15 protein-coding genes are annotated in these 16598 nt (G+C 69.7%); 11 read left to right on the top strand and 4 right to left on the bottom strand.

The window, feature by feature from the left end; translation table 11 throughout:
- Positions 1-27: 27 nt before the first annotated feature.
- The 7 genes from ACQ5DX_RS10760 to ACQ5DX_RS10790 all read left to right on the top strand — a co-directional run bounded on the left by ACQ5DX_RS10760 (position 28) and on the right by ACQ5DX_RS10790 (position 7295).
- Positions 28-1086: a pirin family protein gene (locus ACQ5DX_RS10760; protein ID WP_430332615.1), complete on the top strand. Its 1059-nt coding sequence runs from the start codon at positions 28-30 to the stop codon at positions 1084-1086.
- Between the two features lie 40 nt (positions 1087-1126).
- Positions 1127-2563: a GuaB1 family IMP dehydrogenase-related protein gene (locus ACQ5DX_RS10765; RefSeq protein WP_430332616.1), complete on the top strand. Its 1437-nt coding sequence runs from the start codon at positions 1127-1129 to the stop codon at positions 2561-2563.
- A 307-nt stretch (positions 2564-2870) separates the two neighbouring features.
- Positions 2871-4241 carry a hemolysin family protein gene (locus tag ACQ5DX_RS10770; RefSeq protein WP_430332617.1) on the top strand — a complete coding sequence of 457 codons (1371 nt, stop codon included), beginning with the start codon at positions 2871-2873 and terminating at the stop codon, positions 4239-4241.
- A complete protein-coding gene (locus ACQ5DX_RS10775) occupies positions 4234-5322 on the top strand; it encodes a hemolysin family protein (protein ID WP_430332618.1) in 1089 nt (362 codons plus the stop codon). The genes ACQ5DX_RS10770 and ACQ5DX_RS10775 overlap by 8 nt, the downstream gene beginning before the upstream one ends.
- 4 nt (positions 5323-5326) lie before the next feature.
- Positions 5327-6199 (top strand): 3-methyladenine DNA glycosylase, encoded by an 873-nt coding sequence (locus tag ACQ5DX_RS10780; RefSeq protein WP_430332619.1) that lies wholly within the window; start codon positions 5327-5329, stop codon positions 6197-6199.
- A gap of 185 nt (positions 6200-6384) precedes the next feature.
- Positions 6385-6915 carry a hypothetical protein gene (locus ACQ5DX_RS10785; protein ID WP_430332620.1) on the top strand — a complete coding sequence of 177 codons (531 nt, stop codon included), beginning with the start codon at positions 6385-6387 and terminating at the stop codon, positions 6913-6915.
- A 164-nt stretch (positions 6916-7079) separates the two neighbouring features.
- Entirely contained in the window at positions 7080-7295 is a 216-nt protein-coding gene (locus ACQ5DX_RS10790; RefSeq protein WP_430335815.1) for a hypothetical protein, read from the top strand.
- Here ACQ5DX_RS10790 and ACQ5DX_RS10795 read toward each other — a convergent pair.
- Positions 7268-7579 (bottom strand): EthD family reductase, encoded by a 312-nt coding sequence (locus ACQ5DX_RS10795; protein WP_430332621.1) that lies wholly within the window; start codon positions 7577-7579, stop codon positions 7268-7270. The two genes, ACQ5DX_RS10790 and ACQ5DX_RS10795, sit on opposite strands and share 28 nt — an antisense overlap.
- Positions 7580-7729: 150 nt before the next feature.
- On the opposite strand from ACQ5DX_RS10795, the gene ACQ5DX_RS10800 reads away from it, so the two are divergent.
- Positions 7730-8632: a LysR substrate-binding domain-containing protein gene (locus ACQ5DX_RS10800; protein ID WP_430332622.1), complete on the top strand. Its 903-nt coding sequence runs from the start codon at positions 7730-7732 to the stop codon at positions 8630-8632.
- Positions 8633-8697: 65 nt separating this feature from the next.
- Here ACQ5DX_RS10800 and ACQ5DX_RS10805 read toward each other — a convergent pair whose 3' ends face one another.
- Entirely contained in the window at positions 8698-9747 is a 1050-nt protein-coding gene (locus ACQ5DX_RS10805; protein WP_430332623.1) for a lipoate--protein ligase family protein, read from the bottom strand.
- A 106-nt stretch (positions 9748-9853) separates the two neighbouring features.
- On the opposite strand from ACQ5DX_RS10805, the gene ACQ5DX_RS10810 reads away from it, so the two are divergent.
- A complete protein-coding gene (locus tag ACQ5DX_RS10810; RefSeq protein WP_430332624.1) occupies positions 9854-10330 on the top strand; it encodes a hypothetical protein in 477 nt (158 codons plus the stop codon).
- A gap of 45 nt (positions 10331-10375) precedes the next feature.
- Here ACQ5DX_RS10810 and ACQ5DX_RS10815 read toward each other — a convergent pair whose 3' ends face one another.
- Both ACQ5DX_RS10815 and ACQ5DX_RS10820 read right to left on the bottom strand, forming a co-directional pair.
- Positions 10376-10711 carry a VOC family protein gene (locus ACQ5DX_RS10815; RefSeq protein WP_430335619.1) on the bottom strand — a complete coding sequence of 112 codons (336 nt, stop codon included), beginning with the start codon at positions 10709-10711 and terminating at the stop codon, positions 10376-10378.
- Between the two features lie 141 nt (positions 10712-10852).
- Positions 10853-12097: a methyltransferase domain-containing protein gene (locus ACQ5DX_RS10820; protein ID WP_430332625.1), complete on the bottom strand. Its 1245-nt coding sequence runs from the start codon at positions 12095-12097 to the stop codon at positions 10853-10855.
- Between the two features lie 413 nt (positions 12098-12510).
- Here ACQ5DX_RS10820 and ACQ5DX_RS10825 point away from each other — a divergent pair, with 413 nt between their 5' ends.
- Positions 12511-14694 (top strand): malate synthase G, encoded by a 2184-nt coding sequence (locus tag ACQ5DX_RS10825; RefSeq protein ID WP_430332626.1) that lies wholly within the window; start codon positions 12511-12513, stop codon positions 14692-14694.
- 141 nt (positions 14695-14835) lie between these two features.
- Entirely contained in the window at positions 14836-16584 is a 1749-nt protein-coding gene (locus ACQ5DX_RS10830; RefSeq protein ID WP_430332627.1) for a substrate-binding domain-containing protein, read from the top strand.
- Positions 16585-16598 lie beyond the last annotated feature (14 nt).

The following is a 16598-nucleotide window of genomic DNA, read 5'->3' on the forward strand; positions in this document are numbered from 1 at the left end:
CAACGACATGAACGCGATGGAGGAATCATGAGCTCGTCCACCCGCGCGGGACAGGTCTTCCGGCTCGGCGGCCCTTGGCCGGGCCTGGATCCGTTCCTGTTCGCCGTCCACCACGTCGACCACTACCCACAGGGCTCCCCTGACATGACGCCCGCCGCCGACGTCTCGGACCGCCCGCTGGGCCAGGACTTCGGCCACCCTTCCGGCTGGAACATGTACCACGGCACGACGGTGCCCGGCTTCCCCGCGCACCCGCACCGCGGCTTCGAGACGATCACCGTGGTGCGGCGCGGCTTCGTCGACCACGCCGACTCCACCGGCGCCGGCGCCCGCTACGGCGGCGGGGACGTGCAGTGGGTGACCGCCGGCGGTGGGGTGAGCCACTCGGAGATGTTCCCGCTGCTCAACCAGGACGGCGCCAACGACTTCGAGCTGTACCAGATCTGGCTGAACCTGCCGGCCCGCAACAAGTCCGCACCAGCCGAGTTCAAGATGCTGTGGAACGAGGACATCCCCGACGTCGTGATCGGTGACGACACCGGCACCGCCCGCGTGCGGGTGATCGCGGGCCGCTTCGGAGACCACGACCCGCTGGCGCCGCCCGCGAATTCGCGGGCGGCCGACGCGGATTCGGACGTGGCCATCTGGCTGGTGCACCTCGAGCCCGGTGCCGCGATCGAGCTCCCCGCCGCGGCGTCGGCGCACGCCCGGCGGGTGCTGTACGTCCACGGCGACGGGGCCCGCGTCGACATCGACGGCACCGCCGTCGAATCCGGCTGGGGCTACGCGCCCGACGACGGCGGCGCGCTGACCCTGCGCGCGCAGACCGCGTCGACCGTGTTGCTGCTGCAGGGGGTGCCGATCGGCGAGCCGGTCGCCGCCCAGGGCCCGTTCGTGATGAACACCGACCGCGAGATCGCGGCGGCGTACGACGACTACCGGCGCACCCGGTTCGGCGGCTGGCCCTGGCCGACCGAGGCCCCCGTCTACAGCCACGACTCCGGACGCTTCGCCCGCCACGGCGACGGGCGGCTCGAGCGGCCGGGGTCGGCACCGGACGACGCCCCGGATCCCGTCCTCGCCTGATTCCGGGCGCAGCGCCCGCACGGGCAGTACCCTCGGCGGCGTGGAGTTCCTCGAAGGGCACCGCCCGCCGTACGACCTCACCTACGACGACGTCTTCCTCGTCCCGAACCGGACCGACGTGGCGTCCCGCTTCGACGTGAGCCTGGCGACTTCGGACGGGTCGGGCACCACGATCCCGATCGTGGTCGCGAACATGACCGCGGTGGCGGGCCGGCGGATGGCCGAGACCGTCGCCCGCCGCGGCGGCCTGGTCGTCATCCCGCAGGACGTGCCGGCGGACGCGGTCGCGGAAGCCGTCGCCTTCGTCAAGAGCCGACATCTGGTCGCGGACACGCCGATCACCCTCGACCCGGAGGACGCGGTCTCCGACGCGATGACGTTGCTGCACAAGCGCGCCCACCGCGCCGCGGTCGTCGTCGAGAACGGGCGTCCGGTCGGCGTGCTCACCGAGGCGTCGTGCTCGGACGTCGACCGCTTCACCCGGGTCGGGGCCGTCGCCGTGCGGGACTTCGCGACCGCACCGACCACCGCCACCCCGCGCGAGGTGTTCGCGCTGCTCGAGTCCCGGCACGATCCGCTCGCGGTGATCGTCGACGACGACGGCCGGCTCGCCGGCGTGCTCACCCGCACCGGCGCGATCCGCGCGGGCATCTACACCCCCGCCGTGGACGCGCACGGCCGGCTGCGGATCGCGGCCGCCGTCGGCGTGGGCGGCGATGTCGCCGAGAAAGCGAAGGCGCTCGCCGACGCGGGCGCGGACCTGCTGGTGCTCGACACCGCGCACGGCCACCAGCAGCGGATGCTCGACGCCCTGCGCTCGGTCGCGGCGCTCGGCCTCGGCGTCCCGCTGGCCGCCGGCAACGTGGTCTCGGCACGCGGCACCCGGGATCTGATCGAGGCCGGCGCCAACATCGTCAAGGTCGGGGTGGGGCCGGGCGCGATGTGCACCACCCGCATGATGACCGGCGTGGGCCGCCCCCAGTTCTCGGCCGTGGCGGAGTGCGCGGCCGCCGCACGGGAACTCGGCGCGCACGTGTGGGCGGACGGCGGGGTCCGGCACCCGCGCGACGTCGCGCTCGCGCTCGCGGCCGGGGCGTCGAACGTGATGGTCGGGTCGTGGTTCGCCGGCACCTACGAGTCGCCCGGCGAACTGCGGACCGACCAGGACGGCCACCGGTACAAGGAGAGCTTCGGGATGGCGTCCAAGCGGGCGGTCGCGGCCCGCAACGCCGACGACACCGCGTTCGACCGTGCCCGCAAGGCGCTGTTCGAGGAGGGCATCTCCAGTTCCCGGATGCGGTTGGACCCGGCCCGCCCCGGCGTCGAGGACCTTCTCGACCACATCTGCTCCGGGGTCCGCAGCACCTGCACGTACGCGGGCGCCCGCACGATCGACGAGCTGCACGACAAGGCGGTCGTCGGGGTGCAGTCCGCCGCGGGCTTCGCGGAGGGCCGCCCGCTGCCGTCGGGCTGGTGACGGTCACACCGACGCCGGCGCAGCATGTCCGTTTCATCCCGTTTCGGTGGCGGCCGGTACAGTGGAGGCTCACCTTCCGGAAATACGCTCGGCGCAATTCCGGTTGGAAAAGTCGACTTGCGCCGACAGACAGAGAGGACTCCGGTGCCCGAGGCACCCATACACACCTCCCCCGACACACCCCCCGTAGCGACCTCCCCGAGCGCCGGTTCCGAATCCGCCGGCTCGGCCGAGACCTCGGAGGGCTCCTCTACCGAGCCGGGTGACAAACCCGGCGGCCCCGAGTTCCTGAGCGGGCGGTGCTGAGATGGACATCGCACTGACCGCCCTCAGCCTGGTCGGCTTCATTGCCCTGACCGCAGGCACCGCCCTCTTCGTGGCGGCCGAATTCTCCCTCACCGCCCTCGAGCGCAGCACCGTCGACGCCCACGCGCGCGACGGCGACCGCCGGGCGCGACAGGTCCAGCACGCCCACCGCACGCTGTCGTTCCAGCTCTCCGGCGCGCAGCTCGGCATCACGATCACCACCCTGATCACCGGTTATCTCGCGGAACCGGTGCTGGCCCGGTTCATCACCCCGATCCTGACCGCGGTCGGGATCTCCGCCTCGACGGCGAGTGGCATCTCGCTCGCGTTGGCGCTGATCATCGCGACGTCGTTCTCGATGATCTTCGGTGAGCTGGTCCCGAAGAACCTGGCGATCTCCAAGCCGATGCCGACCGCCCGCGCGACCGCCGGGCTGCAGGCCGGCTTCTCGCTGATCTTCAAGTGGGCCATCAACGGCCTCAACGGCACCGCGAACTGGGTGGTCCGCCGCCTCGGCATCGAACCCGCCGAGGAACTGCGCTCCGCCCGCTCGCCGCAGGAACTCGGCTCGCTGGTGTCCACGTCCGCCGAGCGCGGCTCGCTCGACGCGGGCACCGCACTACTCGTCAACCGGTCGCTGCGATTCGGCGACCTCAGCGCCGAGGAACTGATGACCCCGCGCGTGAAGATCGAGTCGCTCGATACCGACGCGACCGTCACCGACCTGATGGAGGCGGCGTCGCGCACGGGCTTCTCCCGATTCCCGATCGTCGACGGCGACCTCGACAACACGATCGGTGTCGTGCACATCAAGCACGCGTTCACCGTCCCCGCGACGCGGCGCGCGATCACCCGACTCGACAGCCTCGCGCAGGTCGTGCCGGTGGTGCCGTCGACGCTCGACGGTGACGCCGTGATGGAACAGGTGCGCGCCGACGGCATGCAGGTCGCGCTCGTCGTCGACGAGTACGGCGGCACCGCCGGCATCGTCACGATGGAGGACCTGATCGAGGAGATCCTCGGCGACGTCCGCGACGAGCACGACGAACCCGAGATCGACGTCCAGCGGGTCGGCCACAGCTGGTCCTGCTCGGGTCTGCTGCGCACCGACGAGGTCACCACCGCCACCGGGTACATCGCCCCCGAGGGCGAGTACGACACGATCGGCGGCCTGGTACTCACCTGCCTCGGCCGCATTCCGGTCGAGGGCGACGAGGTGGCCCTGCCCGACGCGAACGGCACCCCCATGGACCCCGGCGGCCACGGCTGGATCGCGCGGGTGCTGACGATGGACGGCCGCCGCATCGACCGCGTGCTGCTGACCCCGGTCCCGGCGATCGGCGCGACCCGAGAGGAGAACGACCGTGGGTGACCTGTTCGGTGTGCTGCTCACCGTCGTTCTGCTGGCCGGCAACGCGTTCTTCGTCGGCGCCGAGTTCGCGCTCATCACCGCGCGCCGCGACCGGCTCGAGGCGCTGCACGCGCAAGGCAAGAAGCGCGCGGCCACGGTCATCAAGGCGGGCGAGAACCTGTCGCTGATGCTGGCCGGCGCGCAGCTGGGCATCACCATCTGCTCGATCCTGCTCGGTAAGGTCGGCGAGCCCGCGATCGCGCACCTGCTCGAGAAGCCTATGGACCTCCTCGGCGTCCCGGACGGGTTCCAGCACCCGATCGCGTTCACGATCGCGTTGGCGTTGGTCGTGGTGCTGCACATCCTGCTGGGCGAGATGGTGCCGAAGAACATCGCGATCGCCGGGCCGGAGAAGTCCGCGATGCTGCTGGTGCCGGTGCACCTGGCGTTCATCAAGCTCGCGCGCCCGCTCATCTCGTTCTACAACTTCTGCGCCAACCGCATCCTGAGGCTGTTGCGCGTCGAACCGAAGGACGAGCTGGATGCGACGGTGTCCGCGTTGGAGCTGTCCGAGATGATCGGCGAATCCCACACCGAGGGCCTGATCGACGAGGAGGAGCACCGCCGCCTCACGCAGGCGCTCGAGACCGAGGGCCGCACGGTCGCCGACGTCATGATCCCGTCGGACAAGGTACGTACCGTCCCGCTGACTGCGGGCGGCACAACGCTCGGGGCGGTCGAGGAGGCGGTCATCGAGACCGGCTACTCGCGCTACCCGGTGCGGGGCCTCGACGGCTCGCTCGTCGGCTACCTGCACCTCAAGGACGTGCTGGACCGGGTTGCCGACGAGTCCGCGGGACCGGAAACGGTGATCCCCCGCTCGGACATCCGACGACTGCCCCGGATCTCGGTGGCGCTGCCACTCGACGACGCCCTGGCGGGTCTGCGCCGGGCCCGCTCCCACCTGGGGGCGGTGGTCGACGCGTCCGGCGCCGTGATCGGTATCGTCGCGCTCGAGGATCTGGTCGAGGAGTTCGTCGGCACCGTGCGCGACGGCACCCACCGGATCGACGACGTCGTCCCCGGTCAGAAGGCGAGCTGAGGTTGTGAGTTCGGCGGTTCTACCGGAAGAGGTGTGGACTGCCCGACGGGACCGCCACCGCGATGCGGTGGCGGTTCTCGTCGGGGGGCACCTGCAGCGCCAGGCGGCGGGCGTCAAGCATCCGGTGCACGACTTCCTGTTCACCTACTACAGCGTGCGGCCGAACCATCTGCGCCGCTGGCACCCCGGCTTCGGGACCATGCTCGCCGGCCCGGCCGCGAAGGACTACCTGAAGTACGCGGGGTACGTCGGCACCGACGACGGCGTGACCGTCTCCCCCGACCTCCTCGAACGGCGACGCTCGACGGTCGAGTACGTCGCCGCGCTGCTGTCGGCCACCGCGTCCCGGCGCCCGCACCTGAGCTGCTTCGGCCTGCACGAGTGGGCGATGGTGTACCGCGGCGGCGAAGACGCGGTACGGCACTCGCAGGTGCCGCTGCGGCTGGGACACACCGGCACCGACGAGGTGGTCGAATCGATGCAGTTGCGCTGCACGCACTTCGACGCGTTCCGGTTCTTCACCCCCGATGCCGTGCCCCGCAACGAGATCCCCCTCTCGCGCGACGAGCAGGTCGCGCGCGAGCAGCCGGGCTGCCTGCACGCGGGCATGGACCTGTACAAGTGGGCGACCAAGCTCGGCCCGCTCATCGAGTCCGAGTTGGTCGTCGACTGTTTCCGCCTGGCAACGGCGGCGCGCGAACTCGACATGAGGGCCAGCCCCTACGACCTGTCCGAGTACGACTACGCGCCCATCCGGATCGAGACCCCGCAGGGCCGCGCCGACTACGTGCGCGAACAGGTGGCGCTGTCGGAGTGGGCCTCGGCGTTGCGGGCGCGCCTGCTCGAGCGGTGCCAGGGCCTGCCGTCGGCCTGCTGACCGCCTGATACCCACGGCACCAGGCGATTTCACGATTCGCCGATCGGCGCGTTAACGCACTCCCCGGTCTGGGGGGGACATTTCACGCAATTTCTCGCGCGTCACCGCAGCCTGCGGCGCCCGCCCGGGACGCCGATGACACCATCGCCGCGTCCCACGCGGCACCGAATTCAGGGGGAATTCTCATGGCTCGCCATGCTGCGAAGCAGAACAACTGGGCGCGACGCGCCCTCATCGCCGGCGCACTGCCCGTCGCCATCGCCGCCGCATCCACCGGCACCGCCCAGGCACAGGACACCGGATCCGCGAACATCCCGGGGCTGCCGAACGTCCCGCAGGTCCAGGTCCCGCCGCTGTGGAATCCGTACGACCTGACCGCGCATCCGTTCGCCGTTTTCATTCCGGGCTACGCACCCACTCCCGGGCAGCGGATCGCCGACTACAGCGACAGCGGCCGACACTTCGGCGGCGAGCTCGGCATGCTGGTCGGCGGATCCCTGGTCGGCGTCGCTGCCGGCGCCATCGCTACCGGAGCCACCGCGTTCGCTGGACCCGCGGGTGCGGCGGTTTTCGGCCCGGCGGTGGGAGCGGCCATGGCGGCCACTGCCGCCGGCACCATCGCCGGCGGCTCCGTGGGCGCCGAGCTGGGTGCGCAGGCGGGCGCCGACCTCGCCCACCAGCACAACGCCGAAGGCCGCGTCGGCTCGTTCTCGTAGTCGAAGCACCGTCGTCCGCGCTGCCGCGCGCGAACTGGCGTCCCGCGCACACGATCAGGGGTTCCGGTAGTAACCGCCGAAAATCAACGGATATGGCGTTGCCGCAGCGGAGCCTGGGTGAATCGAGGGTTCGGCCTGCGGGGGATGACTGGCTGCAGGTTGGCTTGGCTCCCAACGCTGTTGGTGAGGAGTTGGCGCGTCTGCGGGAGTTCCCGGAGATCAGCCGCGATGAGCTGTTCCGGTTCTTCACTCCGACTCCGGCCGACGTCGCGTTCGTCGATCCTGGGCGCGGCCGAGGGCCGGGTGACCGGCTCGGGATCGACGAACGCGTCCCGGAGCGTGCCGTCCTGCCTCAGCTGGTGCCGTCCTGCACCGGATAGTGGATGACGACCGCACCGCCGGTGGCGTAGTTGACGACATCGGCGGCCATCCGCCGGCCTTGCTGCGACGCCCGCGCCGCGGCCATGGCGGCGGCGTCAGCGAAGTCGCCTTCGAAGACCGCGAAATACGGCGCTTCTCCGTTGGTCGCCGCTACGTCGAAGCTGTAGCGCCACGCAAGCAGGCCGGGCATCTTCATGACCAGTGGAAGGTGGCTGGTCTCGTAGTAGTCGCGGAAGTGGTCAGGGTCGGCGGGCTCGGAATACAGAACTACCAACTTATGCATGACTGCCTCCCGGTGTGTGTGAGTGCGGTGTCCAGTACCGCGGTCGGTTGAATCGGCATATGCGCAGGTTAGGGCTTGATGTGTGGTCGAGGGAAAGACCGGGACGGGATAGACTCAGAACGGATCGTTATCAATCGGCGGGGAGGGCATGTGGCGCCGGATACGGTGAGCCTGCGGTACTTTCTGGTGCTGGCGCAGGAGTTGAACTTCACCCGCGCGGCCGCACGGATCGGTATCGCGCAACCCGCACTCAGTGCCCGGATGCGCCGATTGGAGGCGGAACTCGGTACGAGCCTGCTGGTTCGCAACACGCGTAGCGTCGTATTGACCACGGCCGGTGCGGCTTTGGCGGAGTCCGCGCCGCCCGCGCTGGCGGCGCTGGACCGAGCATGGGACACCGCCCGGAATGCGGGGGCCGGTGAACTGGGCACGCTGCGCATCGGATACAGCCTCAGCACGGGGGCCGAGACGGCACCAGCACTGGTGGACAGGCTCATTCGCAGCAGCCCGGGACTCGAGGTCGGCGCGGTCCCGATGGCGACACCGGAGATCTCTCCCGCGGTCGCCGACGGCCGCATCGATGCGGGGATCACCCGCGGTGAACAGCCGGGTCGTGGCGTGCGCCGGTTCCTGCTGCGGCGTGAGCGCGTCGGGGTCCAATTGGCACAGCATCATCCGCTGGCCGGACACCCGGAGATCGAGATCGCCGATGCGGCCGCGTATCCGCTGCGACTCCCCGACCGTACGGCCAACCCCGTGATCCACGATCAGCTGTCCGCACTGTTCCGCGACACCCGGCCGAGCCCCCGATTCCACACGCCCGCAGTCTCTTTCGACATGTCTCAGCGCGACCTACGCGACGGGCTCACCCTCGCTCCGGCCGGTGAAGTCGCGGTCACGACACAACCGGCCGGTCTCACGTGGCGACCGCTGCAGGGCGCACCCACCTTGACCATCCACCTGGTCCTCCCGCGCGTGCAGTCACCACTACACCGCCGCATCCGTACCGTAGCCAAATCCCTGGCACACGAGCTGCACTGGCTGCCGGACTGACGCGCAGCAGGTCACGCAGATTGCCGACGACGATGACGATCCCCTGCACCGCGCGGCGCAAGCGATCACGGCACTCGGTAGGTCCACTCCGGGTTGGCGAACTTCGCCTCGACCAGCTCGCGCGCGGCGGCCAGCTCGGCGTCGGTGTAGGCACTCGTGTGGGTGTCGTAGCGGGCGCGGAAGTGCGCGAGGAACGCGGCGATGATGTCGGCGCGGGCCATGCCGGTCTGCGAGCGCATCGGGTCGACCCGCTTGCCGGAGCTGGTGATGCCCTTGTCGGAGATCTTCTCCCGCCCGATCCGCAGCACGTCGGTCATCTTGTCGGCGTCGATGTCGTACGACATCGTCACGTGGTGCAGCACCGCGCCGGCGGCGAACCGCTTCTGCGCGGCGCCACCGATCTTGCCCTGCTCGGAGGCGATGTCGTTGAGCGGTACGTAACGTGCCTTGATGCCGACGTCGGCGAGCGCCCCCATCACCCACTGGTCGAGGAACGCGTACGACTGCTCGAAGCTGAGCCCGTCGACCAGCGAGGTCGGCACGGACAGCGAGTAGGTGATGCAGTTGCCGGGCTCCATGAACATCGCGCCGCCGCCGGAGATGCGTCGGACGACGCCGATGCCGTGCCGGGCCGCGGCCTCCTCGTCCATCTCGTTGCGCACCGACTGGAACGAGCCGAGCACCACCAGTGGGGAATCCCACTCCCAGAACCGCAGCGTCGGGCGGCGCTCGCCGGTGGCCACCTCGCGGGTGATCACCTCGTCCAGCGCGACGTGCATCGCCGGGTCGAGGACCACCGGTTCGATCACGTCGAAGGTGTGGTCGTGCCAGCCGGTCGCGTGGCCGAGGGCGCGGCGGATCGCGATGCCGACGGATTCGGGGGTGAACCCGATCATCGCCACCTGGCCGTCGAGCGCGTCGGAGATGGCATGACCCAGCTGAGCGGCATCCGCGGTAGTGGACATGCCGGTCACCGCGGCCGTGATGTCCTCGAGTGCCTCGTCGGGCTCGAGGAAGAAATCCCCCGACAGCGACACCCGGGACAGACGCCCGTCCTCCGCCTCGACGTCGACCACCACGAGCTTGCCACCGGGAACCTTGTACTCACCACGCACGACAGAAAGCGTATCGGTGACAGAGACACGACCGTGGCGCGGGAACCCCACGCCCCTATGGTGAGTTCGGCGGATCCGCCGAACTCACGGGACGAAGAGGGTGTCGATGACCGATATGACGACGCAGGAGGCGGCTGTAGAGCTGCAGGCGACGATGTTCGACCTGCTCGGTCGGATGGCGGCGCTCGAGCGCGACGTGTTCCGGGCGATCGGCGCCGACGACCCCGAGTTCGCGGCCACGCACCGCGCCGTCGTCGACTTCGCCGAGTTCACGCTGCGCCCGTGGCACCGCGCCGCCGAGGAGGCGCTGTACCCCGCGGCCGCGCCCGTCGTCCGGGCGCAGCTTCTGGTCGAGGGACTGCTCGGCGAGTGGCAGACGGTGGAGCAGGCGTACTCGCGACTGTCGTGCGTGAGCACCGACCGGGTCCGGATCGCCGCCGACATCAGCGCACTGCGGGTATTGCTGGTGGTGATGCTGGGCAAGTGCATGGACCTGCTGATTCCGGCGCTCGCCGACGACGGCGTCGAGCTCGCGGACGCGGCCGAGAAGCTGGCCACGGCAGCCGCCGGGCAACAGGCGTAGAGCAGTGACGGCCCGCCGCGTCGCACGCCGCGGGCCGTCACCGGATCACTTGCGGGCGAGCGGGCTGTAGAACACCAGGCCGTTGCCGTTGTTGTCGTACACCACGGCGCGACGCTCGTGCGCATCGTCGTACGGACCCTTGACGATGGCACCGCCGCCGGCCTCGATGGCCTTCGCGGCGGCATCGACGTCCGTGGTCTTGATGCCGACGACGACCTTGCCGGGGATCGGGTGGTCGACTGCGGTCGCGAGCGCGATCGTCACCGATCCCCCGTCGAGGGCGGCGAAGTGCGCGCCGTCCCGGAACTTGAGCGTCATCCCGAGGGTCTCGATGTAGAACTTGATCGCCTCGTCCAGGTTCTCGGTCGAAAGCATGATCATCTTGGCGTCGTAGTCGCTCACTTGGTACCTCCCTAGTGCTTGATCAACTTCAGTTGCACACGAAACGGGACGGACAACGCGGCGTCAACCGCCGGTCCCCGGTATCGAGACTGGCGGGCCGATCGCCGGGGTTCGCGGGAGTCACACGATGCCCACCCTCATGTTGACCGGCCAGGTGACCGAGCGAGTCGCTGCGGGGTCTCCCCAGAGCTCGGTCAGGTCGTCGGCAAAGGCCTGCAGCACTTCGGACTTTCCGGCTTCGTCGGCCCGGCGCACCGCAGACCAGGTGGAGAGGTAACCGAGGAGTTCATCGAGCGACCAGATCTTGCCGATCTCCATGGGTGGTGCGGAGAACTCGCTGAAAGGAAATTCGATGTCCGCGTACCCGTTGTCGACGAGCTTGCGTTCCGGTGGCCAGTAGGGACCGATTTCGCGCCGGTAGAAGCGTTGGAACCGTTCGTGGAGTTCGGGTTCGAGTTGCATCAAGCCGTAACTGATCAGCGCGATCACCGCACCCTCGGCGGCGATCCGTCGGGCCTCGGCGTAGAAGGCGGGCCGGTCGAACCAGTGTGCCGACTGCGCCGCAGTGATCAGCGCGGCACTTCCGTCCGGCACCGGGAGGTCCTCGGCCGGCGCCTGGACGTAGCGGATCCGCTCCTGGGGCCGGGCGTTCTCGAGCTGGTCGCCGCTGGGGTCGATCCCGATCGTCGTGTCGAAGTACCGCGCGAGCTGCGATGTCAGTTGCCCACTGCCGCAGCCGACGTCGACGGCGAGATCCGTGGACGGAGCCAGTGACGCGAGGAACATCGAGAGCCGCGCCGGATACTCGGGCCGGAATCGTGCGTACGCTTCGCCGCCGTGGTCGAACCAGTTCGTTCGGGGCGCGGTCGACCTTGCCGCCACCAGAGCCTCGCGCGCGTCGCGTCGTCGTCGAGCGTCGTCGATCCTGCCGGCGAACCCCCGGTTCTCCAGCGCCGCTGCGGTGTCGCCGAGAACCCGCCGTATCGGAAAACCGATCTCCTTCTCGAGCTCGACGATCGCGGTGAAGGTGATCTCCCAGTGCGGCCTGAGCAGCTCGACGAGCTCGCTGCCCATCTCGGTCAAGTGGATGGCGCTCTTCCGCCCATCCGCCAGTTGACGACGCTCGACGAGACCGTCGGTCACCATCAACCCGACGGTCTGGCTGATCGCGCCCTGCGTGACGTGGGTGGCCGTCGTGATGTCGGTGACGGTGGAGGCACCCAGGCTCATCGCTCGCAGTACCGGCGTGTATCTCGGGCGATAGGACATCCCGAGAGAGCTGTAGACGTCCTCCGCTCCGCGGTCGACGAGTTCGCCGACGTAGCGAAGCAACTCACCGAGACCCGGCGCTGCTCGTACGATCATGCCACCAAAATACATTAGTGCTAATCCACTTTGGTGGAGGTCTTCCGGCCGGCATGCGCGGCGCCGCTCGCCGCACGCCCACGACCGCTCGGCGCCCGTCGCCAGCCAGCGCGCAGCCCGTCGCGCGGCGGCCACGACCGGCCAGTATCATCTGTGCACGATCGGCCAACTCGCCTTTCATGATCGAGTCTGCATCCGGACGCGAACCGTTCGTCCCACCGCAGTCGGCGCCCACCTCACGCGCCTCAGCTCTTCAGCTGTATTCGTCGATGCCCTGGCAGCCCTGACCGGACTGATCTCCTCCGGAAGCTACCGCCGGGTAACATTGTTGTCGTCCCGTTCGGCGTCCGCGCATGTTCCAGGCACATGCCCATGTCGGTGCGCCGCTGGTACCGGAAAAGTGAGGCAGTTTCATGACTGAACGCGTGCAGGTCGGTGGTCTTCAGGTCGCCAAGGTTCTCTACGACTTCGTGAACGATGAGGCTCTTCCGGGCACCGGCGTGAGCGCCGAGTCGTTCTGGGAGGGTGCGGGCAAGGTCTTCGCCGACCTGGCCCCGAAGAACAAGGCGCTGCTCGCCAAGCGTGACGATCTGCAGGCGCAGATCGACGCGTGGCACCGCGAGCGCGCGGGCAAGCCGATCGACGCCGCCGAGTACAAGGCGTTCCTGCAGGACATCGGCTACCTGCTGCCCGAGCCGGCACCGTTCCAGGTCGCGACCGCCAACGTCGACGCCGAGATCGCCACCACCGCCGGACCGCAGCTGGTGGTGCCGGTCCTCAACGCCCGCTTCGCCCTGAACGCGTCCAACGCCCGCTGGGGTTCGCTGTACGACGCGCTGTACGGCACCGATGCCATCTCGGAAGAGGGTGGCGCCGAGAAGGGGAAGGGCTACAACAAGGTCCGCGGCGACAAGGTCATCGCGTGGGCGCGGAACTTCCTCGATACCGCCGCACCGCTGGCGAAGGGTTCGCACGCCGAGGCCACCCGCTACTTCGTGGTCGACGACAAGCTGGCCGTCGAGCTGGGCGGCGAGGTCGTCACGGGGCTCGCACAGCCGGAGAAGTTCGTCGGATACCTGGGCGACAAGGACTCCCCGACGTCGGTGCTGCTGCGCAACAACGGCCTGCATGTCGAGATCGAGATCGACCCGACCTCGCCGATCGGCCGGACCGACGGCGCCGGCGTCAAGGACGTCGTGCTCGAGTCCGCGATCACCACGATCATGGACTTCGAGGACTCCGTCGCGGCGGTCGACGCCGACGACAAGGTGGTCGGCTACCGCAACTGGCTGGGCCTGAACCGCGGTGATCTGTCCGAGTCGTTCGACAAGGGCGGCAAGACCGTCACCCGCACCCTCAACGGCGACCGCACCTACAGCACCCCGGACGGCGACGAGCTTGCGCTGCACGGCCGCTCGCTGCTGTTCGTCCGCAACGTCGGGCACCTGATGACCAACCCGGCGATCCTCGACGCCGACGGCAACGAGCTGCCCGAGGGCATCCTCGACGCGCTGATCACCAGCGCGTGCGCGGTCCATGGCCTGAGCATCGACGACGACCACGGCCCGCTGAACAACTCGCGCACCGGCTCGATCTACATCGTCAAGCCCAAGCAGCACGGCCCCGAGGAGGTCGCGTTCACGACCGAGCTGTTCGGCCGCGTCGAGGACGTCCTCGGCCTGCCCGCGAACACGCTCAAGGTCGGCATCATGGACGAGGAGCGCCGCACCACCGTCAACCTCGCGGCCTGCATCAAGGGCGCGGACCAGCGAGTGGTGTTCATCAACACCGGCTTCCTCGACCGCACCGGCGACGAGATCCACACCTCGATGGAGGCCGGCGCGATGGTCCGCAAGGCCGACATGAAGAAGCAGACGTGGATCACCGCGTACGAGGACTGGAACGTCGACACCGGCCTGGCGACGGGTCTGCAGGGCAAGGCGCAGATCGGTAAGGGCATGTGGGCCATGACCGATCTGATGGCCGACATGCTCGAGCAGAAGATCGGCCACCCCAAGGCCGGCGCCAACACCGCGTGGGTGCCGTCCCCGACCGGCGCGACCCTGCACGCGACCCACTACCACCAGGTGGACGTGTTCGCGGTCCAGGATGCGCTGAAGGGCAAGCCGCGCGCCACGGTCGACGAGATCCTCACGATCCCGCTCGCCCCCAGCACCGACTGGTCCGACGCCGAGAAGCAGCAGGAACTCGACAACAACTGCCAGTCGATCCTCGGCTACGTCGTCCGCTGGATCGACGCCGGTGTCGGCTGCTCCAAGGTGCCCGACATCCACGACGTCGCGCTGATGGAGGACCGTGCGACGCTGCGCATCTCGAGCCAGCTGCTGGCGAACTGGCTGCGTCACGGCATCGTGTCCGAGGCCGACATCGTCGCGAGCCTCGAGCGCATGGCACCGGTCGTCGACCGCCAGAACGAGGGGGACGCGGCCTATCGGCCGATGGCCCCGAACTTCGACTCCAACATCGCCTTCCAGGCGGCCAAGGAGCTGATCCTCGAGGGCGGCAAGCAGCCGAGCGGCTACACCGAGCCGATCCTGCACCGCCGTCGTCGCGAGTACAAGGCCGCCAACGCCTGATCCTCGCACTGCGCGCGGCCCCGGCACCTGCCCAGGTGTCGGGGCCGCGCGCATCCAGGATGTCCGTATTCGTCACTAGACTGCGTTGGTCAGGGCCGGTCGGGCGCCCGCCCGACGGCTAGAAGGCAAGGCGGTTTTCCAGTGGGGCAGCATCGCAGTGATCGGCGCACCCGCGGCGTCAGCAAGGGACCGATCATCGCGCTGGTGTCCGTGCTCGTGCTCGTGCTCGGTGTCGTCGGCTGGTTCCAGCTCCGGGACCACGCGAGCAGCGAGGGCAACGCCGCCGCCGGGGCGTGCGTCGAGGGCGACGCCACCCTGCAGGTGACCGCCGACCCCGACATCGCCCCACAGATCCGCGACCTCGCGGCCCGGTTCACCGCCACGAATCCGGTCGTGCGCGACCACTGCGTCACGGTGTCCGTCACCGACGGCGCATCGGGGCCGATCGCCGACGCGCTCGCCGCCGCCCCCCGCGGACCCTGGAACGAGAATCTCGGTCCCGCACCGGCACTGTGGATTCCCGCCTCGGGCGCTGCGATCAACCGGGTGTCCCCGGTGCCCGGTGTGCTCGACGGCCAGCCCAAGCCCATCGCAACCAGCCCCGTCGTGCTCGCCGTGCCCGCCGAACTCGGCCTCGCGCTCGACGCGGCCCGCTCCGGATGGCAGAACCTGCCGGCCCTGCAGACCGCTTCGGATTCGCTGACCGGGATCGGTCTCGCCGGCTGGGGCAGCCTGAAGCTGACGCTGCCCGCGGACTCCCCCACCGGCCACGCCCTCGACGCCGCCGCCGCGGCCGTCACAGACGCCGGGTCGGGACCGCTCGACGAGCCCCGGGCCGCGTCGCCGAAGGCCACCACCGCAATCTCCGGGCTGGCCATCGGGGCCGCCGCGATCCGCGACGCTCCCACCTCCACCACGGACGCCATCGCCGCGCTCTCTCGTCAGGCGAGCCCCGCCGGCGGTCCCTTCCACGCCGTCCCGGCCACCGAACAGCAGATCCGGGCGGCCGGCGACGCCGCATCCGGTCTCGTCGCGTTCGCCCCCGCCGGCGCCACACCCGTCGCCGATCACCCGGCCGCGATCCTCGCGACCCCGTGGGTCGACGAGACGCTCAGCCGGGCCGCCGCCCAGTTCGTGGACTTCGTGCGCCAACCGGATCAGGTGCAGTACCTCGTCGACGCCGGATTCCGGGTCGGCAACAAGACCCCGCCCGCGACCGACCGCACCCCGATGCCGTCGCTGGGACAGGTCCTCGCGCCGGCCACCGGGCCCGCGGCCGCGCGGCTGGCGCAGACCTTCGCCGATCCCGCTGTCCCGCAGGCCACGACGATCCTGCTCGACGTCTCCGGTTCCATGGGCGACACCGACGGAACCAAGCCCCGGCTGAGCAACACCGTCGACGCGCTGTCCACGCGCATCGCGGCACTGCCCGACTCGTCGAACGTCGGCCTCTGGGTCTACAGCCGCGGCCTCGACGGCTCCAAGCCGTACCTGGTCAAGGTCTCGACCGGTCCGATGTCCGACGGCGATCGCCGACAGCGCATCACGACCGCTCTGCAGTCGCTGCGCCCTGCCACCGCAACGTCCACGTACGCATCCGTGATCGCCGCCCACAAGAGCGCCGTCGACGGCTTCGTCGACGGTCGACCCAACTCGGTTCTGCTCATCACGGACGGACCGAACGACGACACCTCCACCTCCGCACGCCAGCTGACGACCGCTCTGGCCAACTCGAACCACCCTGTCCGGGTGGACGTCGTCTCGATCGGCGAGAACAGCGACCAGAAAACGCTCCGGTCGATCGCCGACCAGACCGGCGGGACGTTCGTCGCGGTGCAGTCCTCCGACGGCCCCGAACTGTCGGGCGCGCTCGAAGAAACACTGTCGTAGCCCTCGACGACATA

The organism is Rhodococcus sp. ACT016 (assembly GCF_050477185.1).
Classification (GTDB): Bacteria; Actinomycetota; Actinomycetes; order Mycobacteriales; family Mycobacteriaceae; genus Prescottella.

Excerpts from the sequence above, each read along its gene's own strand:
- ACQ5DX_RS10760 (WP_430332615.1), top strand. The coding sequence starts at position 28 with ATGAGCTCGTCCACCCGCGCGGGACAGGTCTTCCGGCTCGGCGGCCCT.
- ACQ5DX_RS10810 (WP_430332624.1), top strand. The coding sequence starts at position 9,854 with ATGACCGATATGACGACGCAGGAGGCGGCTGTAGAGCTGCAGGCGACG.
- ACQ5DX_RS10820 (WP_430332625.1), bottom strand. The coding sequence starts at position 12,097 with ATGATCGTACGAGCAGCGCCGGGTCTCGGTGAGTTGCTTCGCTACGTC.
- ACQ5DX_RS10825 (WP_430332626.1), top strand. The coding sequence starts at position 12,511 with ATGACTGAACGCGTGCAGGTCGGTGGTCTTCAGGTCGCCAAGGTTCTC.
- ACQ5DX_RS10770 (WP_430332617.1), top strand. The coding sequence starts at position 2,871 with ATGGACATCGCACTGACCGCCCTCAGCCTGGTCGGCTTCATTGCCCTG.
- ACQ5DX_RS10795 (WP_430332621.1), bottom strand. The coding sequence starts at position 7,579 with ATGCATAAGTTGGTAGTTCTGTATTCCGAGCCCGCCGACCCTGACCAC.
- ACQ5DX_RS10815 (WP_430335619.1), bottom strand. The coding sequence starts at position 10,711 with ATGATCATGCTTTCGACCGAGAACCTGGACGAGGCGATCAAGTTCTAC.
- ACQ5DX_RS10785 (WP_430332620.1), top strand. The coding sequence starts at position 6,385 with ATGGCTCGCCATGCTGCGAAGCAGAACAACTGGGCGCGACGCGCCCTC.